General features: G+C 61.0%; 11 protein-coding genes and 1 pseudogene. 3 read left to right on the forward strand and 9 right to left on the reverse strand.

Features of this window, described 5'->3' with window-relative positions:
• Positions 1–30: 30 nt before the first annotated feature.
• Complete coding sequence (locus ACZ6YA_RS22180; RefSeq protein WP_465899464.1) at positions 31–2,535, reverse strand: UvrD-helicase domain-containing protein; 2,505 nt, start codon at positions 2,533–2,535, stop codon at positions 31–33.
• A gap of 186 nt (positions 2,536–2,721) precedes the next feature.
• On the opposite strand from ACZ6YA_RS22180, the gene ACZ6YA_RS22185 reads away from it, so the two are divergent.
• Positions 2,722–3,420, forward strand: a complete 699-nt coding sequence (locus ACZ6YA_RS22185) for a pirin family protein (RefSeq protein WP_465899466.1) — start codon at positions 2,722–2,724, stop codon at positions 3,418–3,420.
• 39 nt (positions 3,421–3,459) lie between these two features.
• Here ACZ6YA_RS22185 and pgm read toward each other — a convergent pair whose 3' ends face one another.
• From pgm to ACZ6YA_RS22220, 7 genes are all read right to left on the reverse strand, one after another.
• A complete protein-coding gene (gene pgm, locus ACZ6YA_RS22190) occupies positions 3,460–5,097 on the reverse strand; it encodes a phosphoglucomutase (alpha-D-glucose-1,6-bisphosphate-dependent) (RefSeq protein ID WP_465899467.1) in 1,638 nt (545 codons plus the stop codon).
• Between the two features lie 86 nt (positions 5,098–5,183).
• Positions 5,184–7,445, reverse strand: a complete 2,262-nt coding sequence (locus ACZ6YA_RS22195) for an ATP-dependent DNA helicase (RefSeq protein WP_465899469.1) — start codon at positions 7,443–7,445, stop codon at positions 5,184–5,186.
• Positions 7,442–9,091, reverse strand: a complete 1,650-nt coding sequence (locus ACZ6YA_RS22200; protein ID WP_465899470.1) for a VRR-NUC domain-containing protein — start codon at positions 9,089–9,091, stop codon at positions 7,442–7,444. The genes ACZ6YA_RS22195 and ACZ6YA_RS22200 overlap by 4 nt, the downstream gene beginning before the upstream one ends.
• Before the next feature lie 112 nt (positions 9,092–9,203).
• Positions 9,204–9,695: a GNAT family N-acetyltransferase gene (locus ACZ6YA_RS22205; protein WP_465899472.1), complete on the reverse strand. Its 492-nt coding sequence runs from the start codon at positions 9,693–9,695 to the stop codon at positions 9,204–9,206.
• Positions 9,696–9,769: 74 nt separating this feature from the next.
• A complete protein-coding gene (locus ACZ6YA_RS22210; protein WP_465899474.1) occupies positions 9,770–11,074 on the reverse strand; it encodes an aminotransferase class I/II-fold pyridoxal phosphate-dependent enzyme in 1,305 nt (434 codons plus the stop codon).
• Positions 11,064–12,455 (reverse strand): hypothetical protein, encoded by a 1,392-nt coding sequence (locus ACZ6YA_RS22215; protein WP_465899476.1) that lies wholly within the window; start codon positions 12,453–12,455, stop codon positions 11,064–11,066. Before ACZ6YA_RS22215 ends, ACZ6YA_RS22210 begins: the two co-directional genes overlap by 11 nt.
• A gap of 490 nt (positions 12,456–12,945) precedes the next feature.
• Positions 12,946–13,968, reverse strand: a complete 1,023-nt coding sequence (locus tag ACZ6YA_RS22220; protein ID WP_465899478.1) for a zinc-dependent alcohol dehydrogenase family protein — start codon at positions 13,966–13,968, stop codon at positions 12,946–12,948.
• 206 nt (positions 13,969–14,174) lie between these two features.
• Here ACZ6YA_RS22220 and ACZ6YA_RS22225 point away from each other — a divergent pair, with 206 nt between their 5' ends.
• Both ACZ6YA_RS22225 and ACZ6YA_RS22230 read left to right on the forward strand, forming a co-directional pair.
• On the forward strand, positions 14,175–15,089 hold the full coding sequence (locus ACZ6YA_RS22225; RefSeq protein ID WP_465899480.1) for a LysR family transcriptional regulator: 915 nt from the start codon (positions 14,175–14,177) through the stop codon (positions 15,087–15,089).
• Positions 15,086–15,394, forward strand: a pseudogene (locus tag ACZ6YA_RS22230) (type II toxin-antitoxin system YhaV family toxin); the annotation flags it as partial. The gene ACZ6YA_RS22225 and the pseudogene ACZ6YA_RS22230, both read left to right, overlap by 4 nt.
• A 644-nt stretch (positions 15,395–16,038) precedes the next feature.
• Here ACZ6YA_RS22230 and ACZ6YA_RS22235 read toward each other — a convergent pair.
• Positions 16,039–20,181, reverse strand: coding sequence for a CheR family methyltransferase (locus ACZ6YA_RS22235; protein WP_465899482.1), 4,143 nt, complete (start codon positions 20,179–20,181; stop codon positions 16,039–16,041).
• Positions 20,182–20,317 lie beyond the last annotated feature (136 nt).

Raw genomic sequence — 20,317 nt, forward strand, 5'->3', positions numbered from 1 at the left:
TCGCATGCACCGTACCGACTTCAGCCCTCGCTATTGGCCACGCAGGTCTTCGAAGAACACCTGGCGCCCATCCACGTGGCTCGACGCGCGGGGCAGCTTGGCTGTCTCCGCGTTGGTCGCTTCCACATGCCAATAGCAGTGTCGCACCGCCCGGGTTACCCCGACGTAGGCCAGGCGCTGCACTTCTTCCTTCTGCGCTGTGTCGAACGGTTGTGAATCCCCGGCCCCACCCAGGCCGGCCTGGCGATAGACCTGATTCTTGTACGGAGAGCTGGTCAGGTACTGGCAATCGCCCAGCATGAACACAGCATCTGCCTCCAGGCCCTTGGCGCTGTGGTAGGACAGCTGGCGCAGGCGACGCTGTTGCGCTGGCAACATCGCTTCGGCCTGCAGTACGGCCTGCAAATGCTCGTTCATCAAGGCCTTGTCGCTACCCTTGCGGTACAGCAGCATCACTGATTCGCCGCGCTGGTAATGCTCGAGGAGTGTAGCGCCCAACGCGGCTTCATCGCGTTCGAAGACCCTCACCGGCGAGCCCGGCAACTCGGCGGCAGGTCCGCTGGCCCGAGCTTTCTTGCCGGCAATGGTCGGCGTGCCCTTGACCAAATGCTCGGCAGCGTCGATGACCTGCTGTTGGCAGCGATAGTTGTCGACCAGCATCACGCGTGTGTTGGCCGGCGACCTGAAGGATTTGGTGAATTCCGTGAAGTATTTCGGCGAACTGCCGCGCCAGCCGTAAATCGACTGCCAGTCGTCGCCCACGCACATTAGCGAAGAATGCTGGGCATTGCGCCCGGTGTGCATAGCCGGGCCACGCCGACGGATTTCCGCGAGGCTGGCGCGCAGCCAGCTGACAATCTGCGGCGAAACGTCCTGGAATTCATCGATCATCAGGTGTGCCAGCGGCCTGAGCAGCGGGTCAGGCAGCAGTTGCAGGTTTTCCGGGTTGTTCTCGCCAAACAGGGCGAACATGCGGTTGTAACTCATCACCGGCGGCGACTGGTCCAGCAGGTGCGCTTCCAGGGCTCTCCAGTAAAGTGCCAGGGCCTCGAAGAACAACGCGTCGCTGTCGCCGGTCGGAAAGCTCATGGCCGCCACGGCGGCATTCACTTCAAGGCCGAGGTTCTCGATGAAACTGGCGGCGCCGACAAAGGCGTCGAGCAAGGGCGCCGGGGCCAGTTCGCCTTTGACCTTGTATTCGAAGCCGGGGCCGGCCACGGCATCGCCGGCCAACGACGCTGCCAGGCGCCGGGCCATCGCATAGTTGTCGAGCCAGATCAGCGGCTTGTCGCAGAACGCCTGCAACAGCGTGCGCTTCACCGCCCACTCGGCGCGCACTGCAAGTTTGGCACCCGGGCGCTGGTACTGGGGGCTTTCTGCAGGGTCGAAACCGAGCACCACCCAGGCATCGAGGCCTTCCAGGCGGCCGTGGACATGGAACCGGCTACCACGGATTTCGACCGTCTCGCGGCACGGCGCGATGCCCTTGATCGGCCACGCACCCGCAGCGAACCAGAGATCTTCGATCACGTCGCACAGTTCTTCGTCACGCTGGGCGGCGAGCTGCGTGACCTGTACCCGCTTCTGCACATCCGGATGATCTGGGTCCAGCGGTTTGAGCTGCAGGGCCTCGCGACGCAGGGTGGCAATGATGTCGGCGAAACGTGGGCTTTGCGCGAGCACGTTGCTATAGCACTGGTTGAGCTGTTGACGTTGGGCGTCGTTCAGGCGCAGGTCGAACGGGTTGCTCTCGGCTTCCGCTTCGCGACCCGCGGGCATCTCGTTACCCAGGGCCTCGAATGCACGCACCTGGTCAAAGCCCGGCAAACTGCGCACCAGCGGTAGGATGCGTGAGTGGAAAGTACGCACCAGCTCGCGGGCTTTTGCGGGCTGCAGGTCGAGCTGCCACAGCGCGAACACCTGCACCAGGCGCTTGATGAAGTCCTTGCGTGACTCGCGGGTGAAGGTGACCACGGTCATCGCGTCCAGCTCGTACCCCAGGTAGTGACGCAGCAGCAGGATGCGCAGCACCAACGAAGTGGATTTGCCCGCCCCCGCCCCGGCCACCACGCAGGTGGACGGCGTGTCGCTGAAGATCAGCTTCCACTGTGCAGCACTGGGCTGGGCCTCGGCAGGCAGGCGCTGGGCGACATCGGCCTTGAAGCGCTTCTTCAGCTCGGCAGTCAGTGGCAGGCGCCAGTCGTCGAACAGCTTGTCGTCCTGGCCGGGTACTGCAGCGCTGTCTGGGCGGGTATCTCGAATCACCAACACCTGGCGCCCTGCCTCGTACCCCTCGACCCGCCCGCGCTCGAAGCCTTCGCGCAGCCCATCGGCGTGGCCGCTGCGCTGACCAGTGGCGTGGCCCAGGAACCATGAGTCACGGTGTTGCGCCTGCAAACTGCTCAGGCCACGGCCCAGCAGGCGCGCAGCCAGCCGGCGAAACCAGGGCAGCTGGGCAGGCGGGGCCAGTTCGGCGGGGGCCAGGGGTTGCTCGTGGGGCACGGTCACTCCGTTGAAAATCGAATCAGCACGCATGTTCGCCGTATCGGCAAAAAATCGCCAGCGAATGCTTGAAGATCAGCAGATTAGGCGATGAATCGCACAATTCACATCGCCATTAACTATCGATATAAGCGATCATATTCAGTCGATAATTACGCTTATTTTCGATCTTTCTTTGCAGCATCATGGCCACATTCCACCGATTCAAGGAGCACGACCATGCTGCAACTGCGACCCTTCGAAGGCCTCGGCCACGCCAACCACGGTTGGCTCGACGCCCACCATCACTTTTCGTTTGCCGAATACTACGACCCGGCGCGCATGCACTGGGGCAACCTGCGGGTGTGGAACGATGACCTGATTGCCGCCGGCAGCGGCTTCCCACCACACCCGCACCGCGACATGGAGATCATCACCTATGTGCGTGAAGGCGCCATTACCCACCAGGACAGCCTGGGCAACAAGGGCCGTACCGAGGCCGGTGACGTGCAGGTGATGAGTGCCGGCAGCGGCATCGTACACAGCGAATACAACCTGGAAGAGGTCGACACGCGCATCTTCCAGATCTGGATCGTGCCGGAGCGAGTGGGTGACGCGCCTGCTTGGGGCACCCGTCCGTTCCCGAAAGGCGAGCGCGGTGAAGGCTTCGTGACCCTGGCCAGCGGCCGGGCCGGTGATGAGGACAGCTTGCAGATCCGTACCGATGCGCGGCTGGTGGCGGCTACCCTGAAGGCCGGTGAAACGGCAGAGTACCGTTTCGACGCGGGGCGCCGGGGCTACCTGGTGCCGGCCAAGGGGCTGGTCGAGGTCAATGGATTGCGGGCCAAGGGCCGCGATGGCGTGGCGATCGAGGAAGAAGACGTGCTGCGGGTGACGGCGATCGCGGACAGCGAGATCGTCCTGGTCGATGTGGCGTGAATGAACGGGGCCGCTGTGCGGCCCCGTTTCACCAATCGATCAGGCAATCGCCGCATCCACCAGCACTTGAGCTTCTGCCACCAGGCGCTGCAGGTGTGCCTCGTCGATGAAGCTTTCGGCGTAGATCTTGTATATGTCTTCAGTCCCCGAAGGCCGCGCGGCGAACCAGCCATTGGCGGTCATCACCTTCAGGCCGCCAATGGCCTGGCCGTTGCCCGGCGCGTGGCTGAGAATCTGCTGGATCGGCTCGCCGGCCAGTTCGGTCGACTTGACCTGTTCCGGCGCCAGCTTGCTCAACAGTGCCTTCTGCCGTGCATCGGCCTTGGCTTCCACGCGGGTAGCGAATGGCTTGCCCAGCGCGGCGGTAAGGTCGGCGTAGGCCTCGCTCGGGTTACGGCCGGTACGCGCGGTCATTTCAGCCGCCAGCAACGCTGGAATAAGGCCGTCCTTGTCAGTTGCCCAGACCGTGCCGTCCTTGCGCAGGAACGAGGCACCGGCACTTTCTTCCCCACCAAAGCCAAGCGAACCGTCGAACAGGCCCTGGGCGAAGAACTTGAAACCCACCGGCACTTCGTACAACTCACGCCCCAGACGCGCGGTGACGCGGTCGATCAGGCCGCTGGATACCACCGTCTTGCCTACGGCTGCATCGCTGCGCCATTGCGGACGATGGCGGTACAGATAGTCGATGGCCACGGCCAGGTAGTTGTTCGGCTGCAGCAAACCATCGGCGGTGACGATGCCGTGGCGGTCGTGGTCCGGGTCGCAGGCGAAGGCCACGTCGAAGCGCTCGCGCAGGCCGATCAGGCCTTGCATGGCGTGAGGCGAGGACGGGTCCATGCGGATCTGGCCGTCCCAGTCGACGGTCATGAAGCGGAAGGTCGGATCGACCTCGGTGTTGACCACTTCCAGGTCGAGCTTGTAATGCTCGGCAATCGCCGCCCAATAGCGCCCCCCTGCCCCGCCCAATGGGTCGACGCCCAGGCGCAGCTTGGCGTTGCGGATGACGTCGAAATCGATGACGTTTTCCAGGTCAGCGACGTAATGGCTCACGTAATCATGGCGGTGGGTAGTGGGTGCCTGCAGCGCCGCCCCATGCTCAATGCGCTTGACGCCCGCCAGGCCTGCGGCCAGCAGTTCATTGGCCTTGGCTTCGACCCACTTGGTCACGTCGCTGTCAGCGGGCCCGCCGTTGGGCGGGTTGTACTTGAAGCCGCCGCTCTGTGGCGGGTTGTGCGACGGGGTGATGACGATGCCGTCGGCCAGGCCAATGTCGCGGCCACGGTTGTAGCAGAGGATGGCATGGGACACCGCGGGCGTCGGGGTGTATTCATCGTCCTTGGACAGCATTACCTGCACGCCATTGGCAGCCAGCACTTGCAGGGCGCTGGCGGCAGCGGGCGTTGACAGCGCGTGGGTGTCGGCACCGATGAACAACGGACCGTCGATGCCCTGTTCCTGGCGATACAGGCAGATGGCCTGGGTGATCGCCAGCACATGGTCTTCGTTGAAGCTCAGGTCGAACGCGCTGCCGCGGTGGCCCGAGGTGCCGAAGGCCACGCGCTGGGCCGCCACGGACGCGTCGGGGCGGCCGGTGTAGTAAGCGGTGAGCAGGCGGGGAATATCGACCAGCACGCTGGCCGGAGCCGGCTTGCCTGCCAAAGGACTGAGCGTCATGCAGAAACCTCGAGTTCAACGGATGTTGGAGTTGGAACGCGCAGTGTACTGGGAGTTGCAATGCCATGCGAAGTGCCTGACGAGGATTAGTTGCCAGCCTTTTGCCACCAACTGGGGAACATCTGCTGGACCCGCGGTTCGGCAAAACGCTCATCGATCAACACCAGCACGCCACGGTCCTGATCGCCACGGATGACGCGCCCCGCGGCCTGGATTACCTTGCGCACGCCGGGGTACAGATAGGCGTAGTCGAAACCAGCGCCAAATTGGCGCCCCAGGCGTTGTTTGAACTGCTCGTTGATCGGGTTGACCTGGGGCAGCCCGAGGGTGGCGACGAAGGCACCGATCAGCCGGGTTCCGGGCAAATCCACACCCTCGCCGAAGGCGCCGCCGAGCACGGCAAAGCCAACGCCCTGCCCATCAGCAGCAAAGCGCGCAAGAAAATCCTCCCGCGCCGTTTCATCCATGCCTGGGGCCTGCGCCCAGGTCGGTAGCGCTGGGTGCCGCTGGCCGAGCAGCGCGTGCACCTGCTGCAGGTATTCGAAACTGCTGAAGAAGGCCAGGTAGTTGCCCGGTTGGCGTTGATACTGCTCGGCGATCAGCGCGACGATCGGCGCCAGAGAAGCCTGGCGCTCGCGATAGCGCGTGGACACCTGGCTGGCAATTCGCACTTCGAGCTGATCGGCGCTGAAAGGCGCCGCCACTTCCAGCCATGCCGTGTCTGTTGGCATGCCGAGCAAGTCAGTGTAGAAATGCCGCGGGCTGAGCGTGGCGGAAAACAACGTCACACTGCGCGCCGCCTGCATTCGCGGCCCCAGCAGCCGTGCCGGGGTGACGTTGCGCAGGCATACGTTGGCCAGGCGCCGCTTGCGCGGGCCTTCGCGCAGGCTTACATCGAACAGGAAATGTTCGTCGAACAACTCGGCGACCCGGCTGAACTGCAGCGCCTGGAAAAAGAACTGCAGCACTTGCGCGTCCACTTGGGCTGGCGTTTCGTTGAGGCGCTCCTGGATCAGCCCGATGCATTGCTGCAGCGCACGCACAAAAGCGTCCGGTACATGTTCTGTGGCCTGGTAAGGTGCCTGCTGATCTTTGTACAAGGCATTCCACTGACGGTTCAACCGGTCCAGCGCACTGCCCAGCCCTTGCGGTTTGCTGTGGCGCAACGCGAGCAGTTGGCCTTGATCGAGGCTGGCGCTGTACATGCTTCGGCCACGCTCCACCAGGTTATGCGCCTCGTCCACCAGCACCGCGACCCGCCACTGGTTGGCCTGGGTCAGGCTGAACAACAAGGCATGGGCGTCGAAGTAGTAGTTGTAGTCGGCCACCAGCACATCCACCCACCGTGCCATTTCCTGCCCCAAGTAGTAGGGGCAGACCTGATGCGCCAGGGCGACCTCGCGCAGCCTTGCACGGTCCAGCATCGGCATCTGTGCCGCCGCCTCACGCGCCGCAGGCAATCGGTCGTAGAAGCCATTGGCCAAAGGGCAGGACTCGCCATGGCAGGCGTTGCCGGGGTGCTCACAAGCCTTGTCGCGGGCAATCAGCTCCAGAGTGCGCAGCGCGGGCTGCGGCGTGGCCTTGGTGATCTGCTGCAGGGCGTCCAGCGCCAGTGCCCTGCCTGGAGTCTTGGCCGTGAGGAAAAACACTTTGTCGAGCTGTTGCGGCACCATGGCTTTAAGCAACGGGAACAGCGTGCCGAGGGTCTTGCCGATCCCGGTACTGGCCTGAGCCATCAGGCAGCGCCCCGTGCTGACCGCCTTGTACAGGGTTTCGGCCAGTTGCCGCTGGCCCTGGCGAAACTGTGGGTAGGGAAAGCCCAAGGCCTGCAGACCGTGATTACGCTCGGCAAGGCGCAGTTCCTGTCCCTGGGCCCAGGCCAGAAAGCACTGGCACTGGGTTTCGAAAAACACACGCAGTTCATCGGCGCCACAGTGCTCGCTAAGCAGCGTCTGGCTGTCGTTGTCCACATTCAGGTAGACCAGCCCCACCTCGATGGCCGGCAACTGCCGCGCCTGGCACATCAGCCAGGCATAGACCTTGGCCTGGGCCCAGTGCAGCTGGCGGTGGTTGGCCGGTTGCCGAACGAGGTCGCCACGGTAGGTCTTGATCTCTTCCAGGCGATTGGCGAAGGGGTCATAACCATCGGCGCGGCCACGGACCTGAAGGCCCTGATAAACCCCTTCGAGGGCGACCTCCGCTTCGTAGCCATCGGCACGCCGGGCCACCACTCGGCGATGCCCTTCGATACCCTCCTGGGCCGTGGGCGACGGAGTGAAGCGCAAGTCGAGATCACCGACTTTGGCGCTGAATTCACACAACGCACGTACCGCCACACGGTAACTCACGCCGCAGCACTCCAGCGCACATGGCAGACCGCCACCGGCAGGCCGTGCTCGGCGCAAAACTCCAGCCAACGCAACTGGTTGTCCTGCAGCCGATCGCCCGGCCCTTTGACCTCGACCATGCGATAGCGCCCCTGCTCCGGCCAGAACTGGATCAGGTCGGGCATGCCGGCGCGATTGTTGCGGATGTCCTGCAACAAGCGCAGGAAACATTGCTTGAGGTGGGCGGCCGGCAGACAGGCCAAAGCCTGGGTGAGCAAGGCTTCGTCGAGCATTGGCCAGAACACGAACGGCGACTGCAGGCCCTGCTTGGTCGCATAACAATCCAGAATGGCTTGTTGATGCGTACCGTCGTCGAGCCGCCCCAGGCAAGCATCGAAGTGGGCGGCGCGGCGCTGCTGGAAGTCGCAGTCGTGCAAGTCTTGGGGCGCGGCCTGGAAGGGGTTGAAAAACGCGCCGGGGACCGGCGCGAAGATCGCCTCCCAGCACAGCAGGCCGAACAGGCTGTTGAGCAGCGTATTTTCAACGTAATGCACCTGGCCACCCGCTTGCGCCAGATGTTGCCGAACGGCCTCTTCGACACCCAGCACGGCATGCTCGTGCGGCAATTCCAGTTCGATTACCTGAGCGGCACTCGCGCGCCGCCGAGGCTGAGGCGGCCCGCCAAGCTTGCGTGCCAGGCGCGGTAACATGCGCTGCAGTGCCTGAATCTCCAGAGCGTTTGTGGGGGCCTGCGCGAGTTGCAGGGCCAGCGCATGCGCCTGCGGCCAGCGTTCGCTGCGCTCAAGCACGCGCACCTGGCGAATGCGCGCTTGTGCATGGCTGCTTTGGGCATACACCGACAGGGCCAGGTCCCAGTCGCCGAGGCGCTCGCACTGCTGGCCGAGGGCATACAGCAGACGCGCATGCCGCCGGGCCAGCCACGCATTGTCACTGTGCCAGCCTGCCAGTGCTGCCAGGATCGAAGCCGGCTCGTCGCCCTGCTCCAGACGCTCGGCGCACTGGTGCAAGGCCATTGCCAGGTCGACATCGCCGCGTTGCTGCAAGGCGCGCGAGCCGGGGCTAAACGATACTTGCTCGAAGCGCAACAGGCCAAGGTCGGCCAGCACGAAGTCTGACCAGTCCTGATACAGATTGCCGAAAAACAGCAAGCGCATGCGGTCGCAAAGCGGCTGCAAGCACCATTGCACGATGCTGACCGGGGGTTTGGCAAACCACTCTGAAAGCGGCCTGGGAGCCAGTGACAAGCATTGCAATTGCACGAGCAGGTCGCCCTTGGCTGCACGTGGACGACTCAGTTGCACGGCGAAACCGCGGGCGAGTTCGTCCTTGCGCAGCAGGCCGAACAGCTGCTCCAGGCTCAACTGCTCAGGTTCACGGACCCAGCCCAAGGCCTGCAGTGGCTGCAAGGCGCTATGGGCATCACCAATCTCGGCATAGTCGAGCCGGTCGCTGCGAAACAGCTCACCCTTTCGCATCACCATGCGCACCAACAACGCCTGGGCCGGCGCTTCCAGCGCGGCAAAGGCCTGGATGAAGTTCAGCTCCTGCGCATCGAGCAGGTCGGCATACCGCTGTTCGACCCACAGCAGCACCTGGCGGAAGTTATGCAGGTAATACAGCGGGTCGGCGACGGAATGGGCGATCACGAGGTGGGGTCGGGTAGTAGAAAGTAATACTGTTTATACATACAGATAGTGCGCAATGGCAAGCGCCACGGGTCTAGTCGTCAAAGCGCCGACCAATGGCACCGCGACTCGGTCAGAGCGCCATGACCATTTCATGCCAGGCCATCCCACCGTGGTCCGATGGCGACGCCTGCACATACTGGTAGCCCATGTTGCGGTACAGCTCGACATGCTGTTCTTTGCACATCAGGTGAATGGTCTGCTTGTCGAGTGCTTTCATCCGCTGGATAAAGGCATTCATCAGCACTGTCGCGTAGCCTCTGCCCTGAAACGCCGGGTCGACCACCACCGACATGATCACCACATTGGCGGCAGCGGGGTCATGGCCCACCAGTTCCTTGAACGCTTCGTCGGACATCACCACTTCTTGCGCACAACCACTGTTGATGAACCCCACTGCATGGCCGTCGACCTCGAGAATCAGAAAACCTTCGGGGTATTGTGCGATACGGGTGCGGATCTTCTCGAGGGTTGCGGCCTCAGCGCCTTCATACGCACCGATTTCGATCTGGTAGCAGCGTTCGGCGTCCTGAATGACGGGTTGGCGCAAGTGCGGGGTGTTCATGCCTGGGCTCCTGAAAATGAACAATGACGCCATGGTAAAGGAACCCACCCTCCTTGTCTGACGCAATGGCCCCGTCATTCCTGATTGCCTACCTCCAGTGCCTGCCCCAACAAGCACAGCGCATCGTGCAAGGGCTCTGGCTGATCGCCCAGCCAACTAAGCGCGAGGTATTGCTGATAACGCCCCTGCAGGCCGAACTGTTCACCCGCCTCCACGCGCAAGGCCGAGCCGTGCAGCGCAGCAACTATTCGCCGCGCAGGTAACCGCTTGCCCAATCGCAGCCACACCACCTGCCCGCCTTCTGGAATCGCGAAAGTCACCAGCGTCCCCACGTGCAACTGCAGCTGCTGACAGAACAGCTGCATTCGCCCCTGCAGCTCGACGCGCTGGCGGCTCATTTGCTCATCGATCTCACCCATGCCGAGCATTTGCGCCAACGCCTGCTGACGCAAAGGAGCAAGCTGAAAACCGCGCTGGGTGAAGGATTGCAGCAAGGCAGCAGGCCGACCCAGCACGTAAGCATAAGGCGCCTCGGCACCGACTACCGCCTCAAGCGAACCCAGCACAAGCAGCCAGCGAGGGTCGACCCAGTCGCGCAGCCGCGAACGCATCGGCGCGGCAAAACTGTGATCGCTGTCCAGATCATTCTCCAATAGCCAGACAGGATGCAGCGCCAACAGGCGCGCGATCTGCTCGTGATCCTGCTGCGACATCAATCGCCCCAGTGGCATGCCAAGGCACGAGGGCATAATCACCATGCGTACCGCCCCATGCCCAAGCAGCCGTGCCAGGCGCCCCAGGTCGAGGCTACCGAGGTCGTCCAAGGGCAACTCCTGAACGTGCATGCCAGCGCGCTGCAACGCACGCAACAGACGCCAACAGCAAGGCGATGTGATGAGCACCGTGCTGCCGTGCAGAACCAATGCCGCCAGCAACGTTTCCAGCAATGCCTGCACATCAGGGGCAAGGTGCACATCCTCTGGCCGCCAGCACTGCCGGGATGATCGGGTGTAGCGTTCCGCCAGTGCCTTGCGCAAGCGGACAGGCCCAGTGCTCTGCAGGTTCAATGAGCGAGCACGCTGCCGTGCCAGGCGTCGCTCATGGGCAAGCAGCGCACGTTCCATCAAAGGCCGCGTTGGAATTCCGTGCCTGCCATCGGATAAGCCGGCCTGGGCGAAGTAACCGGACTTGGGTACCGACAACACACGCCCTTCATGCTCCAGCAGCCCATAGGCAGTCTGCACCGTGGCCAGTGACACCCGCAGGCGCCGAGACAATGCCCGCAAAGAAGGCAGACGCAACTGCCCCTCCCGCTGCGCTTCCTCGATCAACGCCTCCAGGTAGCGATAGACCGCTTGATAGGCAAACTCACCGCTCATCAGCGGACGCCTCGCACGTGGCCCGGCCGGCAGTACGCTGACGCGACAGGAGCGCCAGGTGTACATCACGCCTTGCCAGGTTTGCCAGCATGCGCCAAACGCTGTACTGCACGCGACCGTCATAGATCGTGCGCAACTGCGCAAGTGAAAGGCCACTGGTGTTGGTGAGCCAATGCTTGACCGCCTCGGGACACGCTTTTCCCTGCAACGCCCGATGCAGATAAGGCAACGCCACCAGCATGTCGGCATGGCAGCACTGCAAAAAGCGCTCAAGCCCACGCCCCTGTTCGGTGAACGGGCTGTGAAGCAAGCACATCAGCTGAGTTCTTTCTAGCCCATAAGCCTTGGCGAAGCGCAGCTGCAGCGGCACCTGCGGCGTGCCCGAACGGGGCAGGCTCACCAGGCTCAACGCACGCCTGCGCTCGTTAAGCGCCGTACAACGCGCACGCAGATCCTGCAACTGCGTCATGGCCAAAGGGTCGAGAAACGCAGCCAACGACTGGGCCTCCTGTGCTGGCGCCAAGCCGCACCCCATCATCCTGTCCAGCTCGCCTTCGCTCAGCAGTTGTGGCAGCAGATCATCGATCGCCATGAGCCTCAGCGGCGTATCGCAAAGGGGCGCCTGGTCGAACGCCTCTGGTTCCTCTTGCTGCAAAACGGCGACCTGCTGCAAACGACCGAGCTGTTCGGCCAGGCTCGCCACGCACTGATGCAGGGTACCTGCCCCGACCAGCCCCGCCAGGCGCAATGACCTGCGGGCCCAAACCAAATACCGCCGCCGCTGGCATACAGGCATAGCGGTGAGCAGGACATCCGCCCTCGGCTGTTCGCCGAGCGCCCGCCGCACACTGTCGGCCACTTCCAGGTGCAGGCGGCTGCCTAGCAGCGCTTCGGGCCGCGAATCGACGAGATGCCCAAAAAGCAAAAGGCCGTCGCGGGCGAGCGTCCGGTAACCAGCCACCGCTGTGGGTCGACGGCTGAAAGGCGTCACAGTCCCTGCTTCGATCATCTGCAACTGCACCCGCGGATCATCCTGCATGAACAAGGTGTTGAAATTACGCTCATGCTGCTCCAGCAGCGCACTACTGGCGGCCGGCAGGCAGACGACCAATACCCTTAGCTGAAACGTTACCGGCGCGCGCAGGGCGATACTCAGCTGCGCGGCGCGCAACATCGCCAGCAGGCGTGCACAGTGGCGGTCACCGCCATGCACCACCAGTACCCTGAACGTGCCCATGTATTCCGGACCTCCGGCAGCCACCAGCAGACGCTGGATCAGCAACTGCAGGGAAGCCCTTTGCGCTTGAGACATATGATTCAACAAGCGTTCCAATACCTGCTGGTAAATATAGTGCATTGCCTGATCATGAATAATGGTCATGCGCTACCTCGCAACTTCAGTCATCTCCCGCATCATGCGCAACGACTCGAGAACCAATGCAGAAAATCAAATTTAAGAAATTTCCTACGTGATATTAGGAAATACTGAAGTGCTGGATTTCTGTCGCCAGGCCATTGAAAAAAAATGGACTTTTCGTGACTCCAATGATGCCACCCGTCGCATACCGCAGCCCAATCGCCTATCCACCGCACGCTCCTTGCGCTAACCATCATTGCGCCATTATCAAGCGTTACTGAACGAATAAAAGATACAGATCCAGGTAAAAAAACCATTCACACAGCCGAAAACACCGCTTGCATCGGAAATTGCAGAGTCTTAACTACGCGTCGCGTGCCATTGATTAAACCAAAGAAAGATTTTCAAATTGTAAAAATGCAGAAGACATATTGTTTGCGTGTAGGAAAAGTCCCTATTCAAGCCAAAAAAAACCCGGGCATTAACCCGGGTTGTTCCATCCATCCATCCTACTTCAGGTCGGTGTCATATCCAGCACCACCCGTCCACCGCAAGGGCATTCATCCATGTACCGGTGAGCTTCAACCACCTGCTCGAACGGGTACACCTTGATGATCTGCGGCGTCAGCAATTGATCAGCGGTGAATTGATTGATATCACGCAGGGCACGCTGCAATGCGACCTGGTCCTGGCTGATGCCCAGTTCCGGCTTGCCGGTAAAGTTGCCGATGCAGTGCACATAGAACTGGATGTTCTTCTGAAACGCCGCACAGGCCGGGAACGGGGTCTGGTTGCCGCCCTGCAAGCCATACAGCACCAGGCTGCCACGCGGCGCAAGCACATCGCCCAGCAGCGACATCTGCGGCCCACCCATGCCGTCGAGGACCATGTCCACACCACGGCCGTCGGTGTATTTACCGACCTGCATGAGCAAATCCTGCTCCTCAGTCACGATCACTTTGTCGGCGCCCAGCCCCATCAGGTACTCACGCTGCTCCGGCTCCTTGGTCGCGGCAAACACCTTGAGGCCGAGCGCCTTGCCCAGTTGCACGAATGCCGGCCCGGCGCAGTGGCTGGCATCGGTGACCAGCGCTGTCTGCCCGGCTTTGGCCCGGGCCAGGTCGACGTAGGCAAAGTAGGCAATCAACAATGGCGTGTAATGCACGCTGGCTTCGATCGGGGTAAGGATGTCGGGGTAACGGGTGATGGCCGTGCGCGGCAGGACGATGACATCGCCGTAGACGGGGTGTTCGTTGGCGCTGGTGGCCGGGAAGCTGGCCACCCGGTCACCTACCGCAACGTCCTCGACGCCTTCACCCACCGCCGTCACCACACCCGCCATCTCATGGCCGATACCCGCCGGCAAACGCGCCTGGGAGGGTGCCAGGTTCTGCCGCCAAAGCACGTCGTACCAGCTCACGCCGATCGCCTCGACGCGGATCTGCACCTCGCCGACAGCAGGGGACGGTTCGGCCTGCTCCTCGCAACGGAGCACATCGGCAGCGCCGAACTTATGGAACCGGATCATGCGGGACATCGCATACCTCGCCTTTGTGAATCTCGTATTACCACGGACTTTATCCGGGCTTTTGCCGTTAGACCATCAGTGGCTATTAATAGTCGACATGCCTGTCATCGATTGGGCACCCCACATTCCTGTGCATTGGCCCCCACAAATCGGTGCAGGGTAGCAGCCTTTGGCCTTAAGATTCACCCCTGCCCCACTTTAGGCGAAGCGCACCGATGAATCGAAACGACCTGCGTCGCGTAGACCTCAACCTGCTGATCGTGTTCGAAACCCTGATGCATGAGCGTAGCGTGACCCGCGCCGCGGAGAAGCTGTTCCTTGGCCAGCCGGCGATCAGCGCCGCGCTGTCGCGCCTGCGCAACCTGTTCGACGACCCCTTGTTCGTGCGCACCGGCCGCAGCATGGAACCGTCGGCACGCGCCCATGAAATCTTCGCCCTGCTGTCGCCGGCCCTGGACTCGATCTCCACTGCCGTCAGCCGCGCTGCCGAATTCGACCCGGCCACCAGTAACGCGGTATTCCGCATCGGCCTGTCGGACGACGCCGAATTCGCCCTGCTACCGCAATTGCTCAAGCGCGTGCGCGCCGAAGCCCCGGGCATCGTGCTGGTGGTGCGCCGGGTCAATTACCTGTTGATGCCGACCTTGCTGGCCTCGGGCGAGATTTCGGTTGGCGTGAGCTATACCAGTGAGCTACCGGCCAACGCCAAGCGCAAGGTGTTGCGCCGTAGCAAGCCCAAGCTGCTTCGCGCAGATAGCGTACCCGGCAGCATTACCCTCGACGACTTCTGTGCCCGGCCGCATGCGCTGGTGTCGTTCGCGGGTGACTTGTCTGGCTTCATCGACGAGGCACTGGAGGAGATCGGCCGCAAGCGCCATGTAGTGCTGGCGGTACCGCAGTTCAACGGCCTGGGAAGCTTGCTGGCGGGGACTGATATCGTGGCGACTGTGCCGGATTACACGGCCGATGCCTTGACCGCGGCAGGCGGGTTGCGCGCCGAGGACTTACCGATGGAGGTGCGCAGCTTCGAGCTGCACATGGCCTGGCGCGGAGCGCAGGACAATGACCCGGCGGAGCGGTGGTTGCGGTCGAGGATTCAGATGTTTTTTGGCGATCCTGACAGTTTATGATCATGGAGGCTGTGCCTGCCGACCCGGGCCGTGATGAGTTCCGTCAAGGCAATACGCTGGGCACCGCCTACCGACATTGGCGGCGAGCAAAAATCGGCAGGCGCTTTCAGCTGTTCTTTCGCTACGATTCAAGGTCCAAGGTCATCGTCTATTGGTTCAACGACGAAAATACCCTACGGTCCGCAGGCAGCAAATCTGATCCCTACGCGGTATTCGAGAAGATGCTGGGCCGCGGCAACCCTCCTGATGACTGGGATGCGCTGACTGCTGCAACGCGTAGCGACTGGGACGAGCCTAAAGCATGAATTGCGCAAGTGGATGTGGGATTGCACGTTTGAAACCGATCCCTCCTCGTTGCGTCCACCGGAATCCACTCGGAGCCGCTGTTGAAAGGAGCACATGGAAATTCAGCCGCCACCGTCTATCGGTACAATCTTGCGAATGCGAGAAGTTTGTCTTGCAACTGTTAATGTGGACAGGTTAAAGCGAACCCGCTTAGCCCTTTGGAGGCACCTGAAATGACTCGGACGGACGCTATTCGAATCACGGCTCAGCTAAACGCCTGCAGCCAGACTATGAAGTCGCTCCGAGCCTACGACCGAGGAGCAGCAGACAGCTCCTGTACAGAGCTGGACAAACTTCGCATTCGGGCCGAGTTTCAGTTCAATGCCCTGAAAAAACTGGATGATTCTCTGCCGTCCAGTGAGCACGACGATGCTGTGTGGGCGTGGCTTATAGAAAAATCGTAGTGGCGCTCTAGCGGATGACGAATGCCGACGGTTGTCTGCCGCAGAACTCAGTCAACTAGTGGTGAAACCATCGAATGTGGAATTACTCAGACGAGAGGGCTTTCTGTAGCTCAAATAACTGAGGCCTTACCGTCATCAAGCCGCATGCCAGCTCACCCTCAGCCCTGAAAGCTCAGCACTGAAGGTAACCTGGCCACACGTCAGGACAATGCGCTTTTACACAGCGACTCGATGGTACCCACCAAGTCGTCATACTGCACGGGCTTGGTGAGGTGTCGGTCGAACTGCATGTCCTTGCCCTTGTGAGGATCCGTCGCCGCGCCATAACCGGTCAGTGCAATCGCAGGCGTGTACTGATGAACCTTACCCGCCCTGAGGGCACTGATCAGCTCATGCCCATCCATCTCCGGCATTCCGATGTCGCTAAGAATGATATCGAAACGCTCCTGGAGTGAATGCTTGAGTGCCTGGGTAGGATCGCTGTAACTCTTGACCTGGGCGCTCTCCATTTCAAGCAGCATGCGCATCACTTCCAGAACCTCTGGCGAGTCATCAATCAGCAAGACCTTGAGCCCCTTCAGTCGTCCTTGGGGCTCGCCGGCTTCATTCCCATCCTTCGGCTCTTTGATCAGCGCTTGTGAAAGTGGCAGCGAGACACTGAACGTACACCCATGACCAATACCCGCAGACCGGGCCACAACCGAGCCTCCATGGGCCTGTACCAGTTGGCGAACCAGCGACAGCCCAATACCGAGGCCGTCTCGCTGATGGCTGACATGTTTGGGTTTGGCCTGCTTGAACAAGTCGAACACGTTCTCAAGGTCAGCAGTAGGCAATCCGACACCGTTGTCGATGATATCGATGTGGGCGTGCTTGTCCGCCTTGCTGAGCACAATACGTACCTTGGCCGCTTCACCGCTGAACTTCAGCGCATTTTGCAGAAGGTTCCAGATCACCTGCTCCAGCCGGGTAGGGTCGCCATCAATGATCATCGCCGGCACTTCCGCACTCGGCTTTTCCAGCGTGATTTCTGCGTAGGGATATTCGTCGATAACGATTGAGTGGATCTCACTCAGCATGGCACCGATGTCAAGCAGGCGCGTCGCCAACTTCAGCTTGCCCGTGCGAATGCGAGCCACATCGAGCAAGTCATCGATAATTCGAGCCTGGCTGGTCACAGCCTCGCCAATGGCGCTGACCGCCTTGCTGGCATTCTCGGTGTTGCGAACGGCTGGTAGCCTTCGAAGAATTTCTGCGTTGAGTTGAATCAGGTTGAGTGGATGCTTCAGTTCATGGGACATGACCGCAAAGAACTCATCCTTCATGTGGATGGTGCTCTGTGTCTCGGCGAGCTTTCTGCTCTGCTCGTCGTGCAGCCGTTTATGGCCCGTCAGGTCACGAGCAATCTTCACGTAACCCAGAGCACTTTCGGCACGCAGCAACGTAATTTCCCCACTGCAGAAGAACCGACTGCCGTCCTTACGCACGTGCCAGCGCTCATCCTCCCCACGTCCATGCTCACGCGCATTGCGCATCTCGGTCTGCGGGACATCCGCACTGCGATCTTCCGCGGAGAAAATCAGTTCGTAGGACGAGCCGATGACCTCTTCGGTGGTGTAACCGAAGATCAGCTGAGCCCCGGTGTTCCAGTCTGTGATCTTGCCGTGTTCATCGAGGATGATGATGGCGAAATCGTGGGTGCTCTCGGCGACCAGGCGCATGCGCTCCTGACCCAGGCGCAGATCTTCCTCGGCCTCGCGACGTTTGGTGATGTCGATGAACGTCAGCACCGTACCGTCGATATGGTCTTCGCTGGAGCGGTACGGCAAGAGCCGGGCAATGTACCAGCGGCCGTCGGCACTGCTGACTTCACGTTCCAGCATGGTCAGTGATTCGTACACGGACGAAGCGTCTTCGGCCAATTCCGGATAATTGAGCCGATGTGTGATATCCAGCAGCGAGCGCCCAGTATCCACCGGGAGCATGCTGAAAATCTCCTTGGCGCGGGGCGTAAACCAACGGATATGCATGTTGCGGTCTACGAACACCGTGGCAATATCTGTAGAGGCAATGAGGTTTGCCAGATAGTCGTTGATCTTGTCGGTTTCTTCGACCTTGGTCTTGAGCTCGTAGTTGACCGTAAGCAGTTCTTCGTTGATCGACTGAAGTTCTTCCTTGCTGGTTTCCAGCTCTTCCGTCGCGGAGCGCAGCTCCTCGTTGATGGCTTGCATTTCCTCGTTGGACGCCTTGAGCTCTTCGCTTGAGACCTCCGATTGCTCGATGGTTTCCTGCAGGTGGGTCTTGGTTCGCTGCAGCTCGTTCTCCAAGCTGGCCAGCACTTTGTTCTCGGTTTGCAAATCCAGATCGAGCAAGTCGGTGCCCGGTTCGATGGACGTGACGTTGAACACGATGGTGCGCACATCCTGATCGGTGGCTTCGTCTTTGAAAGGGCGCGCCGTGATATCGACCAAGTAGTCACCGTCAGGATCGCTCACCCGTATTTTGCGGGACAGTGTGGCTTTACCACTTTGCTGGGCCTGGTACAGCGTGGTGCGAAGCTCAAGGCGCAACTGCGGCATGATCAGCACCAGGACGTTTCGCCCAACCTCCCCCGTGACGTAACGCAGGAATCTGCCAGCACCCTCGTTCATGTGCAGGATGTCGCCATTGGGGTCGACAATCATGCTCGGCGGCATCTGCTCGGCCATCGCCCGCTGATGGATATCGGCATAGGAAAACTTGCGCGTGGGCGGCAGCATGGGTGGCGGCGCGGCAAGGCTGGACAGCGCAAAGCCGCCACGGGGCATCGAAGGTGCCCGGCGATTGATATTGGCTCCTGCCCGCGCTCGGAAAATCCGATTGCGCTTGTCGACCGGTGTGAACAGGTCAGGGCAGGCATCGGCGGACTCGGAAGAGCCCATGAACAGATAACCGCCCGGCTTGAGGGCAAAATGGAACATCTGCAGCATTTCTCGCTGGATGTCTCGATCCAGATAGATCAGCAAATTGCGGCAGACGATGAGGTCGATTTGCGAGAAAGGCGGGTCGGACAGCAGGCTGTGCTTGGCAAACAAGACTTTCTCGCGGACTTCCTTACGGACGCGGTAGTGCTCACCTTCTTTCAGGAAATACTGTCGCAGACGCGTGGGTGGCACGTCGGTAATGATCGCCTCCGGATACGCGCCAGTGCGACCTATCGCAATGGCACGCTCGTCGATATCCGTAGCAAATACCTGGACTTTGACCGGGTTGACCTCAAGTTTCTGGTGCTCGGTGCACAGGATCGTCAAGCTGTATGCCTCCTCCCCTGTCGAACATCCAGCAGACCAGATGCGCACCTCATCGGGGCGAGTTTTGTCATCGCCTGTGGACATCAAAGGGCTGAGCACGTGGCGCTCAAGCGCCTCGAAGGCCTCTCGGTCGCGGAAGAAATTGGTCACGCCGATCAGCATGTCCCCCAACAACTGCTTGGCTTCGTCGGGCGTGTTCTCCAAGTACTGGTAGTACGCAGGCAGGTCGGGTTGAGCCGTTACCTGCAGGCGCCGCTCGATACGCCGGAGTACCGTCGCCCGCTTGTAGTGCTTGAAATCATGCCCGGTGCGGGTTCGCAGCAGCAACAGAATATCCAGCAACACCCGCTCGGCGACTTCACGCTCCAGCTCCGGAGAAGTGGATGCGACCTTCATGTCGTGTGGTGCGGGGATCTTGATAGCCCTGGTATTACGCCAGATCTCGAGCAGCTTGTTAGGTATCTCGGCAATCGGCAGCACAGCGTCGACCATTCCGGTCGCTATCGCCGCCAGAGGCATCCCGTCAAATTCAGCGTCACCCGGGCTCTGCACGATGGTGATGCCACCCTGCTCCTTGATGCGTGACAGGCCCACGGCACCATCGCTGCCCGTGCCGGTCAGCACCAGGCAGTAGGCGAACTCCTTGTGCACGTCAGCCAGATCACGGAAAAACAGGTCGATAGCCACATGACTACCCGCCGGACGACTGGCTGCCGTTACTCTCAAGTAGCCATCGTTCATGGCCAGCTGACTGGCGGGCGAGATCACATAAACGCTGTTTTGCTCAATGGGTGCGGTATCCGTTACCTGCATCACAGGCATCGAAGTACACGCCTGGATAATTTTGTCGGCCACACTTTCGTGGTCTGGCGACAAATGCAGAATAATGACAAACGCCATGCCGCTGTCAGCGGGCATTTGCTCGAAAAATGTCTTCAGCGCAGCCAGACCACCCGCCGAAGCCCCTATACCGACCACAGGAAACCGCAGGTGGCTGGGCAGAATGCCCTCTCGCTCCGGCAGTGAGGTGGGACGTCTTGTTGTCGGTTTCATTGTGGATCTCGAATCTGATCGTGGGCTGAGATTTGACGGCTCGGGCAGTCGATGGCCAGTGTCCTGATCGACGCTATCAGCACAGTAGACGGGCGCTGTACATTACCAAAGTATAGTGCCTACCATTCGCGAAGTC

The organism is Pseudomonas sp. NPDC090752, from assembly GCF_055584805.1.

Excerpts from the sequence above, each read along its gene's own strand:
- ACZ6YA_RS22180 (WP_465899464.1), bottom strand. The coding sequence starts at position 2,535 with ATGCGTGCTGATTCGATTTTCAACGGAGTGACCGTGCCCCACGAGCAA.
- ACZ6YA_RS22185 (WP_465899466.1), top strand. The coding sequence starts at position 2,722 with ATGCTGCAACTGCGACCCTTCGAAGGCCTCGGCCACGCCAACCACGGT.
- pgm (WP_465899467.1), bottom strand. The coding sequence starts at position 5,097 with ATGACGCTCAGTCCTTTGGCAGGCAAGCCGGCTCCGGCCAGCGTGCTG.
- ACZ6YA_RS22205 (WP_465899472.1), bottom strand. The coding sequence starts at position 9,695 with ATGAACACCCCGCACTTGCGCCAACCCGTCATTCAGGACGCCGAACGC.
- ACZ6YA_RS22210 (WP_465899474.1), bottom strand. The coding sequence starts at position 11,074 with ATGAGCGGTGAGTTTGCCTATCAAGCGGTCTATCGCTACCTGGAGGCG.
- ACZ6YA_RS22215 (WP_465899476.1), bottom strand. The coding sequence starts at position 12,455 with ATGACCATTATTCATGATCAGGCAATGCACTATATTTACCAGCAGGTA.
- ACZ6YA_RS22220 (WP_465899478.1), bottom strand. The coding sequence starts at position 13,968 with ATGTCCCGCATGATCCGGTTCCATAAGTTCGGCGCTGCCGATGTGCTC.
- ACZ6YA_RS22225 (WP_465899480.1), top strand. The coding sequence starts at position 14,175 with ATGAATCGAAACGACCTGCGTCGCGTAGACCTCAACCTGCTGATCGTG.
- ACZ6YA_RS22235 (WP_465899482.1), bottom strand. The coding sequence starts at position 20,181 with ATGAAACCGACAACAAGACGTCCCACCTCACTGCCGGAGCGAGAGGGC.